The organism is Shewanella sp. SM95 (genome assembly GCF_025653595.1).
Taxonomy (GTDB): Bacteria; Pseudomonadota; Gammaproteobacteria; order Enterobacterales; family Shewanellaceae; genus Shewanella; species Shewanella oncorhynchi.
In genome coordinates this window covers 240,013-257,410 of record NZ_JAKKSE010000001.1, presented here as the reverse complement: position 1 = coordinate 257,410, position 17,398 = coordinate 240,013, and the positions used below count along the sequence as shown (strand labels likewise).

Below are 17,398 nucleotides of genomic sequence, written 5' to 3'. Positions count from 1 at the left end.
GGGTAAATCATTCTTGACTGTTCGTTTAGATATGGCGTAAATTCTAACCTAACCGAACGTTCAGAAAAAGCCTTATGTGCCCAAATCGAGCATAAAGCACTGATAAAAACTACAGGACTTTAGATGAAACTCTACGAATTAGCTCCGACTCCCAGCGCACGCCGCGTCAGTATTTTTCTTGCGGAAAAAGGCATAGAAGTGCCAAGAGTGAACGTCGATATCCGCGGAGGAGAAAATTTAAGCGCTGAGTTTAAAGCCAAAAGTGCAAATGGCCGCATTCCACTGCTCGAACTCGATGATGGCAGCTACCTGTGTGAATCTGTTGCCATTTGCCGCTATTTAGACGAAATCCACCCGAGTGAGCGTTCACTGTTTGGTAATACACCGCTTGAGCGCGCCAAAGTAGAAATGTGGCAACGCATCATAGAGTTACAAGGATTAATGGTCGGGTTTCAAGCCTTTCGTAATTTAAGCGGTGTCTATAAAGACAGGGAAAATTGTGTCGAGTCTTGGGGCGCAGAATCACGCCAAAGGGTCATTGACTTCCTACCAACCTTAGACCAACAATTGAGCAAGTCACCCTTTGTGGCAGGCGATGCATTCAGCATTGCCGATATTTCGGCTTACGTTTTTATCAGTTTTATTAAAAATTTAGACATCGAAGTGACTGATAACTTGCCGCATCTCAAGGCTTGGTTCAACACTATGGCGCAGCGTCCTGCCATAGTATCGTTAACCCCTAAAAAATAGCGGCGCTAATGCCTGATGATGAATATTCATGGACACTAAAGTGAGTAGCTATAAGCGTTATAACCTAAAGGAATCATCATGATAGATTTATACACAGCCGCGACCCCTAACGGTTTTAAAATTTCCATCGCACTGGAAGAAATGGGACTTGAATATCGCGTCCACAAATTAGATTTCAGCACCAATGAGCAAAAACAGCCCGAGTTTATTGCCATCAATCCCAATGGTCGCATTCCCGCCATTATCGACCGCGATAACGCGGATTTTGTGGTATTCGAATCGGGTGCGATTCTGCTGTATCTCGCCGAAAAAACAGGTAAATTCCTGCCAGCCGATCCTAAAAAACGCTCGCAGGTGATCCAATGGTTAATGTTCCAAATGAGCGGCGTCGGCCCCATGATGGGACAAGCCAACGTATTCTTTAGGTACTTCCCTGAAAAAATCCCCGCAGCCATTGACCGTTACCAAAAAGAAGGTCGACGTTTATTCGAGGTTATGAATACTCAACTAGCTACAAATCAATACCTTGCTGGTGACGAATACACGATTGCCGACATCGCAACTTGGCCTTGGGTGCGGATCCACGAGTGGAGCGGCATCAATATGGAAGGTCTGACCCATTTGCAACGTTGGTTAGATGAGTTAGCACTCAGACCCGCGTGCCAAAAAGGCATAATCACGCCGCCACCTGTGGAAATGAGTGATGAAGAACGGGCTAAGCAAATCCAAAAGATGGTGACGAAATAGTCATCTGCTAAGCGGTCATTGCGCGAATAGCCTGCAAATAACCCTTTGGTACTGAATACACCATGAGTCTCAGTGACTCAACCACAAAAAGCCCCGCAAGTTGATGCTACTTTGGGGCTTTTTTTCTGCCTGTTATCGGGCAAAACTGCTACACTCTGCGCCACTTATTTTTCCCCTCTGTTACAGTTATGCCTCCTACATAAGGCGCAGCCACAGAGAGCATAATTCAGGCTAAATTTATGGGTAATCCAAGCAGCTTCTCTTCCGATAAGGCATCTAACTCAAACACATCGTCAGCGTTAAATACAGAGGCGAGCACCCCAGCGCAAAAACGTGCGCTCAGTTACGCCAGTACAATTAAGCAGTTATTCGATGAAATTCAAAGCAGTAAAATGCCCGCCGACCGTATTTTGGCAAACTACTTTAGAGAACATAAAAAACACGGCTCGAAGGATCGTAAAGTCATTCGTGAATCCTTATTTAGTCTATTTCGCTGGTGGGGTTGGTTTCAGCGATTAGGCGATCAGCAAGAATCTGCCGTTTATTTTGCCAGCCTAAGTGCCAGTGCATTATTGGAAGCCCATGCTTGGCAAGATATCGCCACTGCTTGGCATGAGTTATCGCAGTCACCTATCGATTATCAGCAGGCTCAAGCACTTGCCGTTAAAAGCCTCGACGACAAACTCACGCTAATGCAGCATTTATTTCCCGCGGCTGAGTTTAAACCACAGGACTTATTACCCGAGTGGTTCTGGCAACGGTGCCCTGTAGATGCGGCGCAGCAAGCGCAATTAATTGAGGCTATGTCCAGTCGCCCACCGATTTGGGGCCGCGCACAGGGGATCACGAGTCAAGATGCGGCGACACAACTGCAAGCGCTCGGTATCGATGCTAGTTATGGTCATTACTTTAACGATGCCATTAACCTTGGCAGCAAGAGTATGAATCTTAATGAAATCGCCCTGTATAAAGACGGCAACATTGAGATCCAAGATTTGGCTTCACAGGTTATAGGGCAAATTTGCGCGCCAGAACCCAATGCCCATTGGTGGGATGCCTGCAGTGGTGCTGGCGGCAAAACCCTGCAGTTGCGGTCTTTGATGCTGACCAAGGCTGCTGATAATCAAACACCCTCCACGGGCAGCATTATATCGTCAGATATTCGCTCCAATGCCCTAGAAGAACTGACTAAACGCGCCCAAAGAGCTCACTTTAACGGCATTAGCGTGGCCCGTTGGAAGAGTGATGCCCTGCCGGTACCAGCGGATCATTTCGACGGTGTGTTAGTCGATGCCCCATGCAGTTGTACTGGCACTTGGCGACGTAATCCTGATATGCGTTGGTTGGATGGTGTTGAAGCCGTGGCCGATAAAGCCGCGTTACAGCTCGATATTTTAAGCCGCAGTAGCCGCGCAGTTAAAGCGGGCGGCATCCTCGTTTACGCCACATGTTCCTTGTCGCCGCTCGAGAACCAAGACGTGGTGACGGCGTTTTTACAGCAACATCCAGAGTTCACGCTCACGCCGATACGCCATCCTTTTACGGGTGAACAAACAGAAATGTTGACCGTTTGGCCCTTTGAAGCTAATAGTGATGGTATGTTTGTCGCGCGTATGCTGCGCGTCAAGTAACACTAACTCATTATTTTGTATCAAAACTTGGCGCCTTTCATTCTGGGTGCCAGTTTCAATCATATAATATAATTTCTGATGATAATTACACTTATCCTTTAATTATCATAAGGATAACCAACAAACTCCCCATTAAAATCTCAGATACGGCCATTTCAGTGGCAAGATATAGCCTTTGGACAAAACTTTTCACCATCAGTGATGAAATATTTCGCTTTAGCTTCATCTCTCCTTTGGGTAAAAAGATCGGGTGCTGCGAATGGCACAGGTATTTTTGGAATTTTGACCATGTCACACTCCTATGAATTTGACGACGATGATGCGCCATGGGGCGATAACGTCAAAGGTAAGCAAAAGAATAAACGCGTGAAACAGCGCCGCAGAGATACTAAGCGACGTTACTCGGACGATAATACAGAGGTGGATTTCTACCAAAATAAATCGAAGTAACTAAATCTAAGTACCCTTGCTCTCACGGGTTTGTTTTACAAAGTCGTTCTGTGCTAAACCTGCCAAATCTGAGCAAGTTGGATAATATCCAACTTGCTACTCAACCCCGTTATCCCCCCTCAAATACTTAATCATTCCAGTGTAAAATCAATGGGCTTAATTGCTTATTTGCCCTATGCTTTTTGGGCTATAACTCCCAAATCATTGGACTTACACTGAAATTTAAGGATGAACGCCATGGAAAAACAGCGCCCCGACTTTATTTATCCCCAAGGCAGTATGTTGATGCACTCGCCCTTAGTGCTAAATAAAGCCGATATGTACGGTTTTTTTCTTAAGGGGAAACAGGAAAACCTGCAACGCTCTATCGATAAAACCCTGAATCAAGTTGCCGGTAGCGCAATGTATTTTAAGGTGCTGTCTCCCTACGTACTGACAACCTTCACTCAAATTGAAAAAGCCTACTCCGCTTATCCAGAGGACAGAGCTAAGGGCTGGATCCAAGAAACGGACATCATCACTTGGGTCATGGTCGGGCGCCAAGATAGCAGCGACAGTAAACAAATCAGCCAAGTGTATTTTCAGCCACTACACATTTGGGTGAACGATGCCATGGCCTTAATTAATGGCAGAGAACTCTTTGGTTATCCTAAGTATTTATGTGAATACACTATGCCAGCGGTTAGCGAGCCTCTGACGCGATTATCCCTTGAGACCAAAAGTTTTTTACATTTCTCACCCGAAACCGAACTTGCCCTGCATCCATTAATTGAAGTGAATTGCGATGCCAAACCCGAGGCACAGCTTTCAACCCTTGAAGCGATAACCCAAACTTGGCAACTCTTTAAAGAACAAACCGATTTTATTCCAGAACTTGACCAGCTTGGCGAAGAGCAGCTATTTCATCTGTTATTTAAACCCGCTATCGATCAAGTATTTCTAAAACAGTTCCCCGACTCGTCAGGGCAAAAAGCCATTTATCAAGCCATCGTCGCCGCGCCTGCCCAAGTGAATAAAGTGCACAGTGTTGCCCTGCTAAAAAATGATTTTGTCGCGACCATTTTTAATAATGCCAGCTTCCCGTTAAAGGATACGCTCGGGGTCGAGATTGGTGAGCAGCACGTTTTACTCCCTTACCATGTGAACTTCGATTTTGAAGTGCCGCCCGGCGAGGTATTAGTCGATAACTCCGAAATCAAAAAACAGAAAATAGCCATTCTCGGTGGCGGTGTCGCGGCAATGACAGCAGCCTGTTATCTCACCGACAAACCCGGCTGGCAGAATCAATATGAGATTGATGTCTATCAACTCGGCTGGCGTATCGGTGGTAAAGGGGCTAGTGGCCGCAATGCCGCTATGGGACAACGCATCGAAGAACATGGTTTACACATCTGGTTTGGTTTCTATCAAAACGCGTTTGCCTTAATGCGCAAAGCGTATGAGGAATTGGATAGGCCAGCAAACGCGCCGCTTGCGACTTTTTTTGATGCCTTTAAACCCCATAACTTCATCGTCTTACAGGAAGAAGTTGATGGCCGTTCTGTAAGTTGGCCAATCACTTTCCCAATGCTACCAGGCATCCCAGGTGATGGCACCGAAACCCTCACCTTCTGGAAAGTCGTTAAAGTCGCCTTTGCGTGGATCAAAGAATGGCTCAAAGACATGGATGACCTGCTCGATGCAGATCAAAAAGTCATGGGAACACCTAAAAACTGGCTCGATAGCAGCTGGTTTGAACGCTTAAAAGATAAGTTAGAGGATTCGGTCGAAGATGCCAAAGAATCACTCGACGCGCTCGGTGATAAGCTTGAATGCCATTTTAATCAAATGATTGGCCGCGAGTGCGATGAGCATGTACACAGTGAAAGTGACGATGGTTTTGTAGAATCAGCTGTCGATGCCCTGCATCAAAGACTCGTGAAACGTTTTAGCGGACATTTAGATAATAATGACGAACTGCGCCACTTATATATAGCCGCCGATCTGGGGCTCACGATCCTCAAGGGCATGTTTGCCGACGATGTATTTGAAAAAGGCTTTGATGCCATCAATGGCTATGATTATCGCGAATGGTTAACCAAACACGGCGCCAGCCTTAAGTACACAGTCGACAGTGCGCCAGTGCGCGGTTTTTACGACTTAGTGTTTGCCTATGAAAAAGGGAACTTCGACAAACCCAATGTCGAAGCGGGCACAATTATCCGCGCTATGCTGCGTATTGCCCTGTGCTATCAAGGTGGCGTGATGTGGAAAATGCAGGCGGGCATGGGTGATGTTGTGTTTACACCTTTTTACGAAGTGCTCAAACGCCGCGGAGTCAATTTCCACTACTTCAATCGAGTTGATAATCTCGAATGCCGTAATCAAAGTATTCAAGCGATTGAGATCACTGAGCAAGTAGCTCTGGCGCCGACTGTCACAAACTACGATCCTTTAGTCGATGTGAAAGGTCTCGCTTGCTGGCCGAGTACGCCCAATTATGAGCAGCTTGAGCCTGAGCAATCGGCACTGCTTAAAGCCCATAATATCAATCTTGAACACTTCTGGAGCGATTGGGACAGCGTGTATGAAACTCACTTTGGCAAAGCCCTGCCGAAAAAGCGTTTAGTCAAAGGCGTAGATTTCGACAAAGTGATCTTCGGTCTATCCATAGGTTCTGTGCCCCACGTGGCGAGTGAAGTCATGGCACAAAGCCCAGCCCTCAAGCTTTGCGTTGATAAGGTGCAAACTGTCGCCACTCAAGCCTATCAACTGTGGATGAACCAAGATCTGAATGGGATAGGCTGGCCTAATTACTCTGAAGATAGCGAGGAGCCCGTATTATCGGGCTTCACCGAACCCTTCGATACTTGGGCATCGATGAACCAACTGCTAGACAAAGAAGATTGGCGCGGCTTAGAACCTAAAAATGCCAGTTACTTTTGCTCGGCATTGCCTGTCGAGGCCTATCCACCAAGCTCGGATGTAGATTTCCAACAACGGAAAACCTTAGAAGCTAAAGCGGGTGCTATCCATCAACTTAATACCGAAATCCATAAACTTTGGCAAAATGTCGGTGATAGCTTCCCTTGGGAATGGTTACACGATGAACAAGACCGCCAAGGTGTTGCCCGCTTCGATAGCCAATATTGGCGCGCAAATGTAGACCCATCTGAACGTTATGTCTTATCGGTTAAAGACAGCTCGCAGTATCGCATCACGACAGATGGCACAGGGATAGATAACCTGTATATGACGGGCGATTGGATAAAGACAGGCCTTAATGCAGGCTGCGTCGAAGCGGCGACGATGGCGGGAATGTACACATCAAAAGCGATATCGGGTCATCCTGCCTTAATAAAAGGCGAGAAAGACTTCTAAGTTCCTGTTGAGCAGCTAAATGCTAAACAAAAGAGCACGACCGATACAAACAGTTGTCTAAAATATTCGAGATATTAAGTTAGGTATGTTGCTGGTTTAATCTGCTAGCCATATTTAATCTAATTATTGGAATCTACTCTCTAGAGGACATTGATATTGATGTAAACCCTGATTAAACAGTCTTAAAACACAAAAGGAACCCTAAGGTTCCTTTTGTTTCAAATGTGTCTGGTAAAAAACACTATTTGGTTTTTCTGTCTTTGATATGGCTTTGTGCGCGCTTGCGGCGACGCTCTTGGCTCATAGTCAACTTCTCAGTCTTGTTTTCAAATGGGTTATCACCCTCTTGGAAACGCAGCTGGATTGGCGTACCTACGACTTTCAATGAACGACGGAAGTAGTTCATCATGTAACGCTTATACGAGTCAGGCAGTCTACTCACTTGGTTACCGTGAATAACCACGATTGGCGGATTGTAACCACCGGCGTGAGCGTATTTAAGCTTCACACGACGGCCATTCACTAATGGCGGCTGGTGATCGTCCTGCGACATTTGCATAATACGGGTCAGCATAGAAGTGCTGACGCGGCGTGTGGCACTGTCGTAAGCTTCTTCAATCGATTCAAATAAATGGCCAACACCAGTACCGTGCAGCGCCGAAATAAAGTGAATACGGGCAAAGTCGATAAAACCAAGACGACGGTCAAGCTCACTCTTCACGCGATCTTTAATGCCTTGGTCGATACCATCCCACTTGTTGACAGCAATAACCAAAGCGCGACCCGCGTTGAGTGCGAAACCTAACAGACCTAAATCTTGTTCGGCGATACCTTCACGGGCATCGATGATAAGCAAAACCACGTTAGCATCTTCAACCGCTTTCAAGGTCTTGATCACTGAGAATTTCTCAATGACTTGATGTACTTTACTCCGGCGACGAACACCCGCAGTATCGATAATCACGTACTCGCGACCTTCGCGTTCCATTGGAATGTAAATACTGTCACGGGTCGTACCGGGTTCATCAAATACCACGACACGCTCTTCACCTAGAATACGGTTAGTCAGGGTTGACTTACCGACGTTAGGTTTACCTATGATCGCCAGCTTGATAGGCAAATCTTGCAGACGCTTTTGCTCAGCTTCCGCTTCTTCTTCAGTATATTCACGCTCTTCAGTAACTTCGTCTTCACCTTGACGCACAATGCCCATCGCTTCGGCATAAGGGGTCAGCGCGTATTCGATCATATTAGTCACGCCGCGTCCTTGAGACGCCGCCATTTGGTAAACTTCACCTAGACCTAAAGACCAAAACTCGGCACAAGCAGAATCAGCATCAATACCGTCAACTTTGTTAGCAACCACAAAGGTGGTTTTTTCACGGCTACGTAAGTGCTGTGCAATCGACAGATCCGCAGCGGTTAAACCCGCGCGCGCATCGGTCATAAATAAAACGACATCGGCTTCTTCAATGGCAGCAAGGGATTGCTCAGCCATTTTCGTCTCGATCCCTTCTTCAGTGCCATCGATACCGCCGGTATCGACCACAATGAACTCATAGCCGGATAAGAATGCTCGACCATATTTACGGTCACGTGTTAGGCCAGGAAAGTCAGCAACCAGCGCATCACGCGTGCGCGTAAGACGATTAAATAGGGTGGATTTACCTACGTTCGGCCGACCAACAAGGGCCACTACAGGGATCATGATTTTGCCTCTAAAAAACTTTTCAATAAAAAGCCCCCGGAACACACTTCCAGGGGCTCAGCAAGGATAACACTTTTAACTATGGAAGTGTTACAACAGCCAACTTTCCGCTGCGACCTTGAACATAGATTTTATCATCCACCACTAACGGCTGGCTGTATAATCCTGAGCTGTCCACTTGGACACGACCGACAATCGTCCCTGTACTGCGATCGATGAAGTGTAAATAACCTTCGAAATCACCCACAACTAAATAGTCTTTATACACAGCCGGAGATGTCAGAGTGCGGTTAGCTAACTCAGAATTACTCCACAGTTCCAAACCGTTACGTTTATCAACTGAGTAGATACGGCTGTGATCGTCAACTAAGTACAAGCTTAGGCCCGCTGATGCTAACTCGTTAAAGCTAGAATACTTACGTGTCCACACAACTCGACCCGTGCGCAGTTCCATCGACACTAAGTTACCGTTGTAGCTCACCACATATAAATTGTCGCCAAGGATCAAGGGGGTCATATCCACGTCGGCCATACGCGTAAACTCGTTACCGCCCGTTGGATTGTAAATCGCCTGTTCCCACGCAGCTTGACCATTGTTTTTAATCACAACAGCCACTTTGCCATCGGCGGTACCTATGAAGAAACCACCCGCTTCGTAAGCTGCAGAACCTGTACCGCGCAGGGTCAGATTCGGCAATTGCATTTCATACACCCACAGCTTGGCGCCAGTATCGACGTTAAACGCTTCGAGTGAACCAGAGCTGGTACTGACCACCACGACGTCATCGGCCACAGTGGGAGCAGACAGTAATTCACCGCCCGCAACGACATGCCATAACACTTGACCATCTTCAGCGTTCAGTGCAGCAAGCAGCCCACTTTCACCACCTAAAAAGACTTTATTACGCGCAGCAGTCACACCAGCAGCAATACGCGCACCTTTATTTTTAGCTAAAGCGTTATCACGAAACTCTTCGCTGAAATCTTTAGTCCAAACGCGCTCGCCAGTGGCCTCATCGAAGGCAACCACTTCACCATAACGGTCGGCGGCAAAAATTTTTCCATAACTAACGGCGGGGGCGAGGCGAGAATAATAATCTCCAACACCATTGCCGACAGAGGTGCTCCAACTCACTTCAGGAAACACTGTCGCCTGAATGGCAGTTAACTCACTTACCGGTTCTTCTTCGACATCGCTCGACGAACAGGCGGATAACATGGCCAGACTTAATCCAGCGGCTAGCAGGTTTTTGCACCAAGACTTCATCAAGGGATCCCTTATGCCTGATTTAGGCTATCAAGTTTGATTTTAAGCGCAGGGCTTGTCACCACACCACCATTGTCCATGGCAGCTTGATAAGCTGTTTTTGCCTTCTCAACTTCACCTTGACGTACTAAGAAATCACCTTTCAACTCATCGCGCTGAGCAAAGAAAGCTTTATCTGTTACTTGATCTAAGGTCGCTAGAGCTGCATCAATTTGACCTTGCTCTGCTTGTACTCGTGCTACACGCAAAGTCGCAATCACATCTAAACCAGCACCAGGTTTAGCCGCAATCACCTTGTTCAAAGCATCAATCGCTTTTGGATAATCCTTCGCTTCTACCGCAGTTTTGGCCACGATCAATTCTAACAAGGCTTGATAGCCCTTTTGATCGTGATTTTTAGAAAACTCGGCGACACCCGCAAGCATAGCGGCTTCATCGGCAGATTTAGTGGTCAAATTTTGGAACGCTTTTGAAGCTTCTTCCGCTTGCGCCACTTTAACGTCAGAATAATAATTCCACGCATATAGGCCGCCTAAACCCACTACGGCACCGATTAAAATTGAATTTCCGTAATCTTTCCAGAACTGCTTGATAGCATCAACTTGTTGTTCTTCTGTGCTATAAATTTCCACGCGCACGTCCCCTTTATTTGATCAGTTCAGCCAAAAATGCGCCTAAGGCACTTCGAGCTACCCGTTGTTGTTCGATGTCATTGCGTAAATGTTTAACCGTAACCATACCTTCGGCAAGTTCATCTTCACCTATCAGTAGTGCCACACTCGCACCGCTTTTGTCGGCACGCTTCATTTGTTTCTTCACGTTACCGCCGCCACAGTGACTCATCACTTTAAGGTTTGGCAGTGCGTTACGTAATTCCTGCGCGACCTTGATGGCTTCAACCAGACAGCTATCACCCATGGCCGTGACATACACATCCACTTCTGGCGGAATATCTTTGGTCAGCTCTAAGGTTTCAAGCAGCAAGACAATGCGCTCTAAGCCCATAGCAAAACCGACCGCTGGAGTATCTTTACCACCTAACTGGGCGACTAAACCATCGTAGCGACCACCCGCAAGTACAGTACCTTGTGAGCCTAAACTAGATGTAACCCATTCAAATACAGTACGATTATAGTAATCTAAACCACGTACTAGACGCGGATTAATGGTGTATTTGATACCCACAGCATCAAGTAGTTCACGCAATTGTGAAAAATGTGTCTTCGATTCTTCACCGAGAAAATCCATTAACTCAGGTGCATCAACCAATATGGCTTGGACATTTTGATCTTTTGAATCCAATACTCGCAGCGGATTGCTGTACATGCGACGCTTACTGTCTTCATCGAGCGCATCTTTATGCTGCTCTAAAAACGCAATCAAGGCATCACGATAAACAGCGCGCTCAGCAGGATCACCTAAGGTATTTAGCTCTAGCGAGACGTGCTCGCTAATACCGAGTTTTTCCCACAGGCGTGCCGATAGCATCAAGACTTCAGCATCAATATCAGCCGAGCCAATGCCATACACTTCAACGCCAAATTGGTTAAATTGGCGATAGCGGCCTTTTTGTGGACGTTCGTGGCGGAACATAGGACCCATATACCAAAGACGTTGCTCTTGGTTATATAGCAGACCGTTTTCGTTACCTGCACGCACTGTCGACGCGGTACCTTCAGGGCGTAGCGTTAAGCTGTCACCGTTATTATCTGCGAAGGTATACATTTCTTTTTCAACAATATCAGTTACTTCACCGATAGAGCGTTTAAAAAGATCGGTATTTTCCACTATTGGAGTGCGGATTTCGCTGTAACCGTAAGCACTGACGCTCGAACGTAGTACCGCTTCCACTTTTTGCCATAGAGGACTTTGAGTTGGCAGAATGTCATTCATTCCGCGAATCGCTTGGATCTGTTTTGCCACTGTATCGACTCGTCCGATTTCGCTAAATTAATAAAAATGTCACGCATTATAGGCTTTTGAGCGTAAAACGTAAAACGACCCCGTCGGTTTCGGGGCCTAGCTCAACATCATTAGGCGTAATCTATGCCCAAATGCGGGTACATATTACTCAGTTGTGTCTTTGATTTGAATACGGTTCGCCATTTGACTGGCTTTTGCGCGAATTTTCGCTTCGAGGGAATCGACAATGTTGTCGTTGTCAAAGCGTTCTTTTTGACGTTCACCCTCATCATAGTAACCGCTCTTATTGTGCCCACCCGTTAAACCGATGTGCGACACTAAGGCTTCACCTGGGCCGTTAACTACGCAGCCGATAATAGACACATCCATGGCGGTAGTCACGTCTTCGAGGCGACGCTCTAACTCATTGACTGTACTGATCACATCGAACTCTTGACGAGAACAAGATGGACAGGCAATGAAGTTAATGCCACGGCTACGAATACGCAGCGACTTTAAAATGTCAAAACCGACTTTGATTTCTTCGACCGGATCAGCGGCCAAGGAAATACGTAGGGTATCACCTATGCCTTCGGCCAATAACATACCTAAGCCTACGGCCGATTTCACTGAACCCGCGCGCGCGCCACCCGCTTCGGTAATGCCTAAATGCAAGGGTTGACGAATTTGTTTTGCTAATAAACGGTAAGATTCGACCGCTAAAAATACATCGGAGGCTTTAACGCTGACCTTAAACTGATCAAAGTTCAATCTGTCCAGAATATCCACATGGCGCATAGCTGATTCAAGCAAGGCTTCAGGTGTGGGTTCCTTGTACTTATCCATTAGATCTTTTTCTAATGACCCACCATTCACACCAATACGGATAGGAATATTATGGTCACGGGCACATTCCACCACGCTACGAATACGCTCTTCATTGCCTATGTTGCCCGGATTGATTCGAAGGCAATCGACACCGTACTCGGCAACTTTTAAAGCAATGCGATAATCAAAATGAATGTCGGCCACTAAAGGAACATTGACCGCTTGCTTAATGAGTTTAAAGGCTTCAGCCGCATCCATAGTGGGTACAGAGATACGCACTATATCGGCACCGACTTTCTCTAAGGCACGAATTTGAGCAATTGTCGCTTCAACATCTGTGGTCTTAGTATTGGTCATTGACTGAACAGCAATCGGCGCCCCATCACCAATCGGTACATTACCCACATAAATGCGGGTGGAAGGACGTCTTTTTATGGGAGTTTCATTATACATGCTTAATACGCTCTATTTCGGTACGTGCTGCAGATCATTACGCGGTCGTTAGGCTTTAGGCAAGGTTAAACGCGCGACTCGTCCCTTGGGGAAATCCGCTAGGCTAACAATTTGACCATCTAAGCTTAAGGTCGCTACATGGGGTGCACCTAAAATGACTTTAAACGGCGGTACACCGCTCACTTGCACTGTTGCGCCAGCGCCTTTAACACCATCGACTAACGCTTTACCTTTAGCATCAACAATATTTATCCAGCAATCACCCGTCAACTGGACATCTATAATCGATTGTCCTGCAACAGCAACTAAAGTACTTGCTGCAGTGGCAGTGGTCGTTGATGTTGTGGTCGGTGAAGGCGTTGCACTAACAGGCTGTTGGACCACAGGAGCTGTCGTTTGCGGAACCGATGGCGTTGTCGTAGTGGCTGCGATTGCTGAACCGCCATCTTCATTACTCGTATCAACGGTCTGAGGATAATTATTGTCCGTTGGTCCTGTGCTGACATCAATAGTGCTTGCATCAGTATCTTTAATTGGACCATCGATAGACATTGAGCCGTTTGCGGCAATCTCAGTCAAACGAGGACTGGCATCCGTTTCGGTCAATAACACATCACCTGGCAGCGTCTGATTCGCTGCTGCGACCTCTTCAGCCGTGGGTTGCGACACATCAATAGTGCTCAGCAAAGTCGTTTTTTGCATCCACCAGACGACTAACGAACCGAGTAACACTATGACGATAAAAATACTCAGCCAAGTTAAACGTGTATCGCGAGCTTGATATGTGGTTTTGCGTGAAAAACTTTGCATTGCAGGCTCAGTCACGACTGGCACTTGCTGCACAAGACAAGCTTCAATCAAAGCCGCATCGGCACTGACCATACGCGCGTAGTTTTTCACATAGCCACGTACATAAGTCGATGAGGCAATATTTGTAAAATTGTCAGCTTCAATATCTTCAATAATACGAGGACGTAGATGCAGCTTTACAGCGGCATCTTGAATACTAAGGCCCATTTTTTCGCGGGCGGCTTTTAATAAAGTACCAAGCGTGACATCTAGCGCGACTGATTGCGGTGCTACCGACTCAACTGGCGCATTGGTTTCATGATCTTTCATTGATGCAAATTAACTCTGTATTGCTTGGCCTGAGGTGATGCTGGGAATTTGGCAAGCAATAAAATACCAAATCTCTTCACAGCGGCATCATCATTCACTGCCTGCTCTATTTTGATCCCGAGCGCTAAACTTTCTGGAGTTTGCTCAGCCACTTGGTGATAGCGCGCTAATTGGTTTCGCGCCTGAATAAAATCACCTTGATCGACTTCTAACTCTGCCAACTCCAGTAATGACACCGAGCGTCTCGGGTCATACTTTAACGCCATCTGAAAATACTGTCGTGCCTTTTCTGCTTGTCCTGCTTCGCGACTACAAAGACCTAAGTTCTCATAGCTTGAGGCAGTGCGCGTATATTTGGGCATTTCAATTGCGGCCAAAAACATTTTTTCAGCTTTGTTGTATTGCTTTTGTTGGCACAAAAACACCCCGAAATTATTCATGGAATCGCCAGAGGCGTCCTTAGTACTAATGGCATTCATGTACGACTCTTCGGTACGCACTAAATCGCCCACGGTTTGATAGTAATAAGCCAGAGCGGTATGCACATCTTCGAGCTCTGGAGCATATTCTAATGCTTTATCAAGATTGTATTTGGCTTGTTCCGTGCTACCTCGATTTAAATAGGTTAAACCGAGCTGCATCCGCTCTCTTGCGGCGGCGACTTTGTCTAACTTTCGTTCCGAAACAGGAATATCTGTCCCAGTATAAGTACGCTCAGTGACGCATCCTGTCATCAATAACGACAGGCTTAAAATCAACGAAAACCTTGGCAATCCATGCTTCATGGGCAAGCCTATAAATCTGTGCAAACAAAGAGTTAATTCATTGTGACTGAAATCTGGTTTTCTTGCATGCGTTTTTTCGCTAAACGTTTCGTTCTGTCGCGAATATCGCCAGCTAACTGACCGCAAGCGGCATCGATGTCATCTCCACGGGTTTTACGTACAATGACAGTAAAACCGTATTCCATAAGAACCTTAGAAAAACGGTCGATACGTGAATTAGATGAGCGGCCATAAGGCGAGCCTGGATACGGATTAAATGGGATCAGATTCACCTTACAAGGTGTATCTTTCATTAACTTAGCTAACTCATGGGCTTGGTCTGTGCTGTCGTTGATATGATCTAGCATCACATATTCAACCGTCACGCGGCCGCGGTTAGCATTTGATTTAGCAATATAGCGACGAATACCCGCTAAAAACTCATCCAGCGGATACTTTTTATTGATCGGGACCAGAATGTCACGCAACTCATCATTGGGTGCATGAATACTGACAGCAAGTGCCACATCGATGGCATCGCCCAGTTTATCTAACGCTGGCACTACGCCTGATGTTGATAAGGTCACGCGGCGCTTTGATAAACTAAAACCAAAATCATCGAGCATGATGTCCATCGCAGGGATCACATTGGCTAAATTGAGTAATGGCTCACCCATGCCCATCATCACGACGTTAGTGATCGGACGCTCGCCCGTGTCTTTTGCAAACCCTAAAAAGTGCGATACGCGCCAGATTTGGCCGACGATTTCAGAAACCGTTAAGTTACGGTTAAAACCTTGCTGACCCGTCGAGCAGAAAGTACATTCCAGCGCACAGCCAACCTGTGAAGATACACACAAGGTCGCACGATCATCCTCAGGAATATAAACCGTTTCCACTTCTTGGCCTTGGCCAACATTGATTGCAAATTTTATCGTACCATCGGTCGATTTTTGGAAACTCGAAATTTCTGGTGCAACGATCTCGCAGCGGGCCGCCAACTTTTGACGTAACACTTTGTTGATGTTGGTCATCTCTTCGAAGTCACTGACACCGAAATGATATAGCCATTTCATGAGCTGATCGGCACGAAAGGGTTTTTCACCCATTTCCGCAAATAATGCGCGCATCGCCTTACGATCAAGGTCTAATAAATTGATCTTCTTTTCACTCATATAGCTAACCTCAACACCAAAAACCGGATCCTGTAACAGGGCGGCGAATTATACAGACGCAAATAAATTTTAGCCAGTAACTCAATTCACCTATGATAGAATCTCCAAGGGCTAATATTGGCCTAAAATACGGAGTTGTAATTCCACCTATATGTTAACCCTCATCATTATAGTGCTTGTCGCTGTCGCTGTTTCTTTTCTGTGCAGTGTGTTCGAAGCTGTTCTGTTATCGGTTACCCCAAGTTATATCGCATCACTCGAACAAACTGACAGTGCCGCAGCCGCGCGCTTGCGTAGATTGAAAGAGAATGTCGAAGCCCCTTTGGTGTCAATCCTTACCCTAAATACTATCGCTCATACCGTCGGTGCCGCCGTTGCAGGTGCGCAAGCGGCTAAAGTATTTGGTGACGATATGTTAGGTGTTTTCTCGGGCGTATTAACCTTTATTATCCTGTTTTTCTCAGAAATCATTCCTAAATCATTGGGTGCAAACCATTGGCGTCGCCTCGCACCAAGTGTTTCTGTTGCCGTGCTGTGGATGAAGCGTACCACTAAACCGCTGATCTGGATGTCACAGCAAGTCACTCGCCTAATGGGCAAAGGTGATGAAGGCCACTACATACGCCAAGAGATGAGTGCTATGGCCAAAATTGGCCATGAATCCGGTGAGCTTGATGAGCAAGAGTCAAAAATTTTGACGCAAATGCTGAAGGTGCGAGATATGCCCGTTACGGCGATTATGACGCCGCGCACTGTGATGTTTTCTTTACCCATAGATCTCACCCAAAATGAGTTTGTGCGCCAATACCGCGACAAGCCTTTTACCCGAATTCCAGTTTACGACCAAGATCATGATGATGTGATTGGTTACATTACCCGCACCGATGTATTGCTAGCAGAGCGTTACACGCCAGAAGCACCGATTGGTGAACTTAAACGGAGTTTATTTGTGGTGCCTGAAACCGCAAAAATTCTGCCACTTTTTGAGCGTATGATTAAACGTAACACCCAAATTGCGATGGTGGTCGACGAGTACGGCAGTAGCCAAGGAATCGTAACTCAAGAAGATATTATCGAATCTATGTTAGGATTAGAGATTGTCGATCTAAACGACCCAGCGACCGATATGCAGCAATTGGCACGTAAACTTTGGACTAAGCGCATGAAGCAAAAAGGCATTCGCCTATCCGATGACGGTGATTTTGAAGCCGCATCCGATGATGACGAAGCCAAATCCGGCTGAA

At 46.4% G+C, this 17,398-nt stretch carries 14 protein-coding genes; 6 read left to right on the top strand and 8 right to left on the bottom strand.

What is annotated here, in order from left to right:
• Positions 1-123 precede the first annotated feature (123 nt).
• From L5M29_RS01205 to L5M29_RS01185, 5 genes are all read left to right on the top strand, one after another.
• Positions 124-750, top strand: coding sequence for a glutathione S-transferase family protein (locus L5M29_RS01205; protein ID WP_113941047.1), 627 nt, complete (start codon positions 124-126; stop codon positions 748-750).
• A gap of 78 nt (positions 751-828) precedes the next feature.
• On the top strand, positions 829-1,497 hold the full coding sequence (locus L5M29_RS01200; protein ID WP_113941046.1) for a glutathione S-transferase family protein: 669 nt from the start codon (positions 829-831) through the stop codon (positions 1,495-1,497).
• Positions 1,498-1,736: 239 nt separating this feature from the next.
• Complete coding sequence (locus tag L5M29_RS01195; protein ID WP_263165754.1) at positions 1,737-3,128, top strand: RsmB/NOP family class I SAM-dependent RNA methyltransferase; 1,392 nt, start codon at positions 1,737-1,739, stop codon at positions 3,126-3,128.
• A 288-nt stretch (positions 3,129-3,416) separates the two neighbouring features.
• Positions 3,417-3,578: a hypothetical protein gene (locus L5M29_RS01190; RefSeq protein WP_006080915.1), complete on the top strand. Its 162-nt coding sequence runs from the start codon at positions 3,417-3,419 to the stop codon at positions 3,576-3,578.
• Between the two features lie 237 nt (positions 3,579-3,815).
• Positions 3,816-6,938 carry an NAD(P)-binding protein gene (locus tag L5M29_RS01185; RefSeq protein ID WP_263165753.1) on the top strand — a complete coding sequence of 1,041 codons (3,123 nt, stop codon included), beginning with the start codon at positions 3,816-3,818 and terminating at the stop codon, positions 6,936-6,938.
• A gap of 241 nt (positions 6,939-7,179) precedes the next feature.
• On the opposite strand, the gene der is transcribed toward L5M29_RS01185, so the two are convergent.
• From der to L5M29_RS01145, 8 genes are all read right to left on the bottom strand, one after another.
• The gene (gene der, locus L5M29_RS01180; protein WP_006082478.1) at positions 7,180-8,646 is read right to left on the bottom strand and encodes a ribosome biogenesis GTPase Der; all 1,467 of its coding nucleotides are present in this window, start codon (positions 8,644-8,646) and stop codon (positions 7,180-7,182) included.
• 79 nt (positions 8,647-8,725) lie between these two features.
• On the bottom strand, positions 8,726-9,913 hold the full coding sequence (gene bamB / locus L5M29_RS01175) for an outer membrane protein assembly factor BamB (RefSeq protein ID WP_113939440.1): 1,188 nt from the start codon (positions 9,911-9,913) through the stop codon (positions 8,726-8,728).
• An 11-nt stretch (positions 9,914-9,924) separates the two neighbouring features.
• On the bottom strand, positions 9,925-10,545 hold the full coding sequence (locus L5M29_RS01170; RefSeq protein WP_113939439.1) for a tetratricopeptide repeat protein: 621 nt from the start codon (positions 10,543-10,545) through the stop codon (positions 9,925-9,927).
• Positions 10,546-10,558: 13 nt separating this feature from the next.
• On the bottom strand, positions 10,559-11,836 hold the full coding sequence (gene hisS / locus L5M29_RS01165) for a histidine--tRNA ligase (protein ID WP_113939438.1): 1,278 nt from the start codon (positions 11,834-11,836) through the stop codon (positions 10,559-10,561).
• 144 nt (positions 11,837-11,980) lie between these two features.
• Positions 11,981-13,096: a flavodoxin-dependent (E)-4-hydroxy-3-methylbut-2-enyl-diphosphate synthase gene (gene ispG, locus L5M29_RS01160; protein WP_105251894.1), complete on the bottom strand. Its 1,116-nt coding sequence runs from the start codon at positions 13,094-13,096 to the stop codon at positions 11,981-11,983.
• A 48-nt stretch (positions 13,097-13,144) separates the two neighbouring features.
• Entirely contained in the window at positions 13,145-14,215 is a 1,071-nt protein-coding gene (locus L5M29_RS01155) for a RodZ domain-containing protein (RefSeq protein ID WP_219250960.1), read from the bottom strand.
• Positions 14,212-15,000 (bottom strand): type IV pilus biogenesis/stability protein PilW, encoded by a 789-nt coding sequence (gene pilW / locus L5M29_RS01150; protein WP_028761255.1) that lies wholly within the window; start codon positions 14,998-15,000, stop codon positions 14,212-14,214. The genes L5M29_RS01155 and pilW overlap by 4 nt, the downstream gene beginning before the upstream one ends.
• 32 nt (positions 15,001-15,032) lie before the next feature.
• Positions 15,033-16,154: a bifunctional tRNA (adenosine(37)-C2)-methyltransferase TrmG/ribosomal RNA large subunit methyltransferase RlmN gene (locus tag L5M29_RS01145; protein WP_028761256.1), complete on the bottom strand. Its 1,122-nt coding sequence runs from the start codon at positions 16,152-16,154 to the stop codon at positions 15,033-15,035.
• Positions 16,155-16,305: 151 nt separating this feature from the next.
• On the opposite strand from L5M29_RS01145, the gene L5M29_RS01140 reads away from it, so the two are divergent.
• Complete coding sequence (locus L5M29_RS01140; protein WP_028761257.1) at positions 16,306-17,397, top strand: CNNM domain-containing protein; 1,092 nt, start codon at positions 16,306-16,308, stop codon at positions 17,395-17,397.
• The last annotated feature ends 1 nt before the right edge of the window (position 17,398 follow it).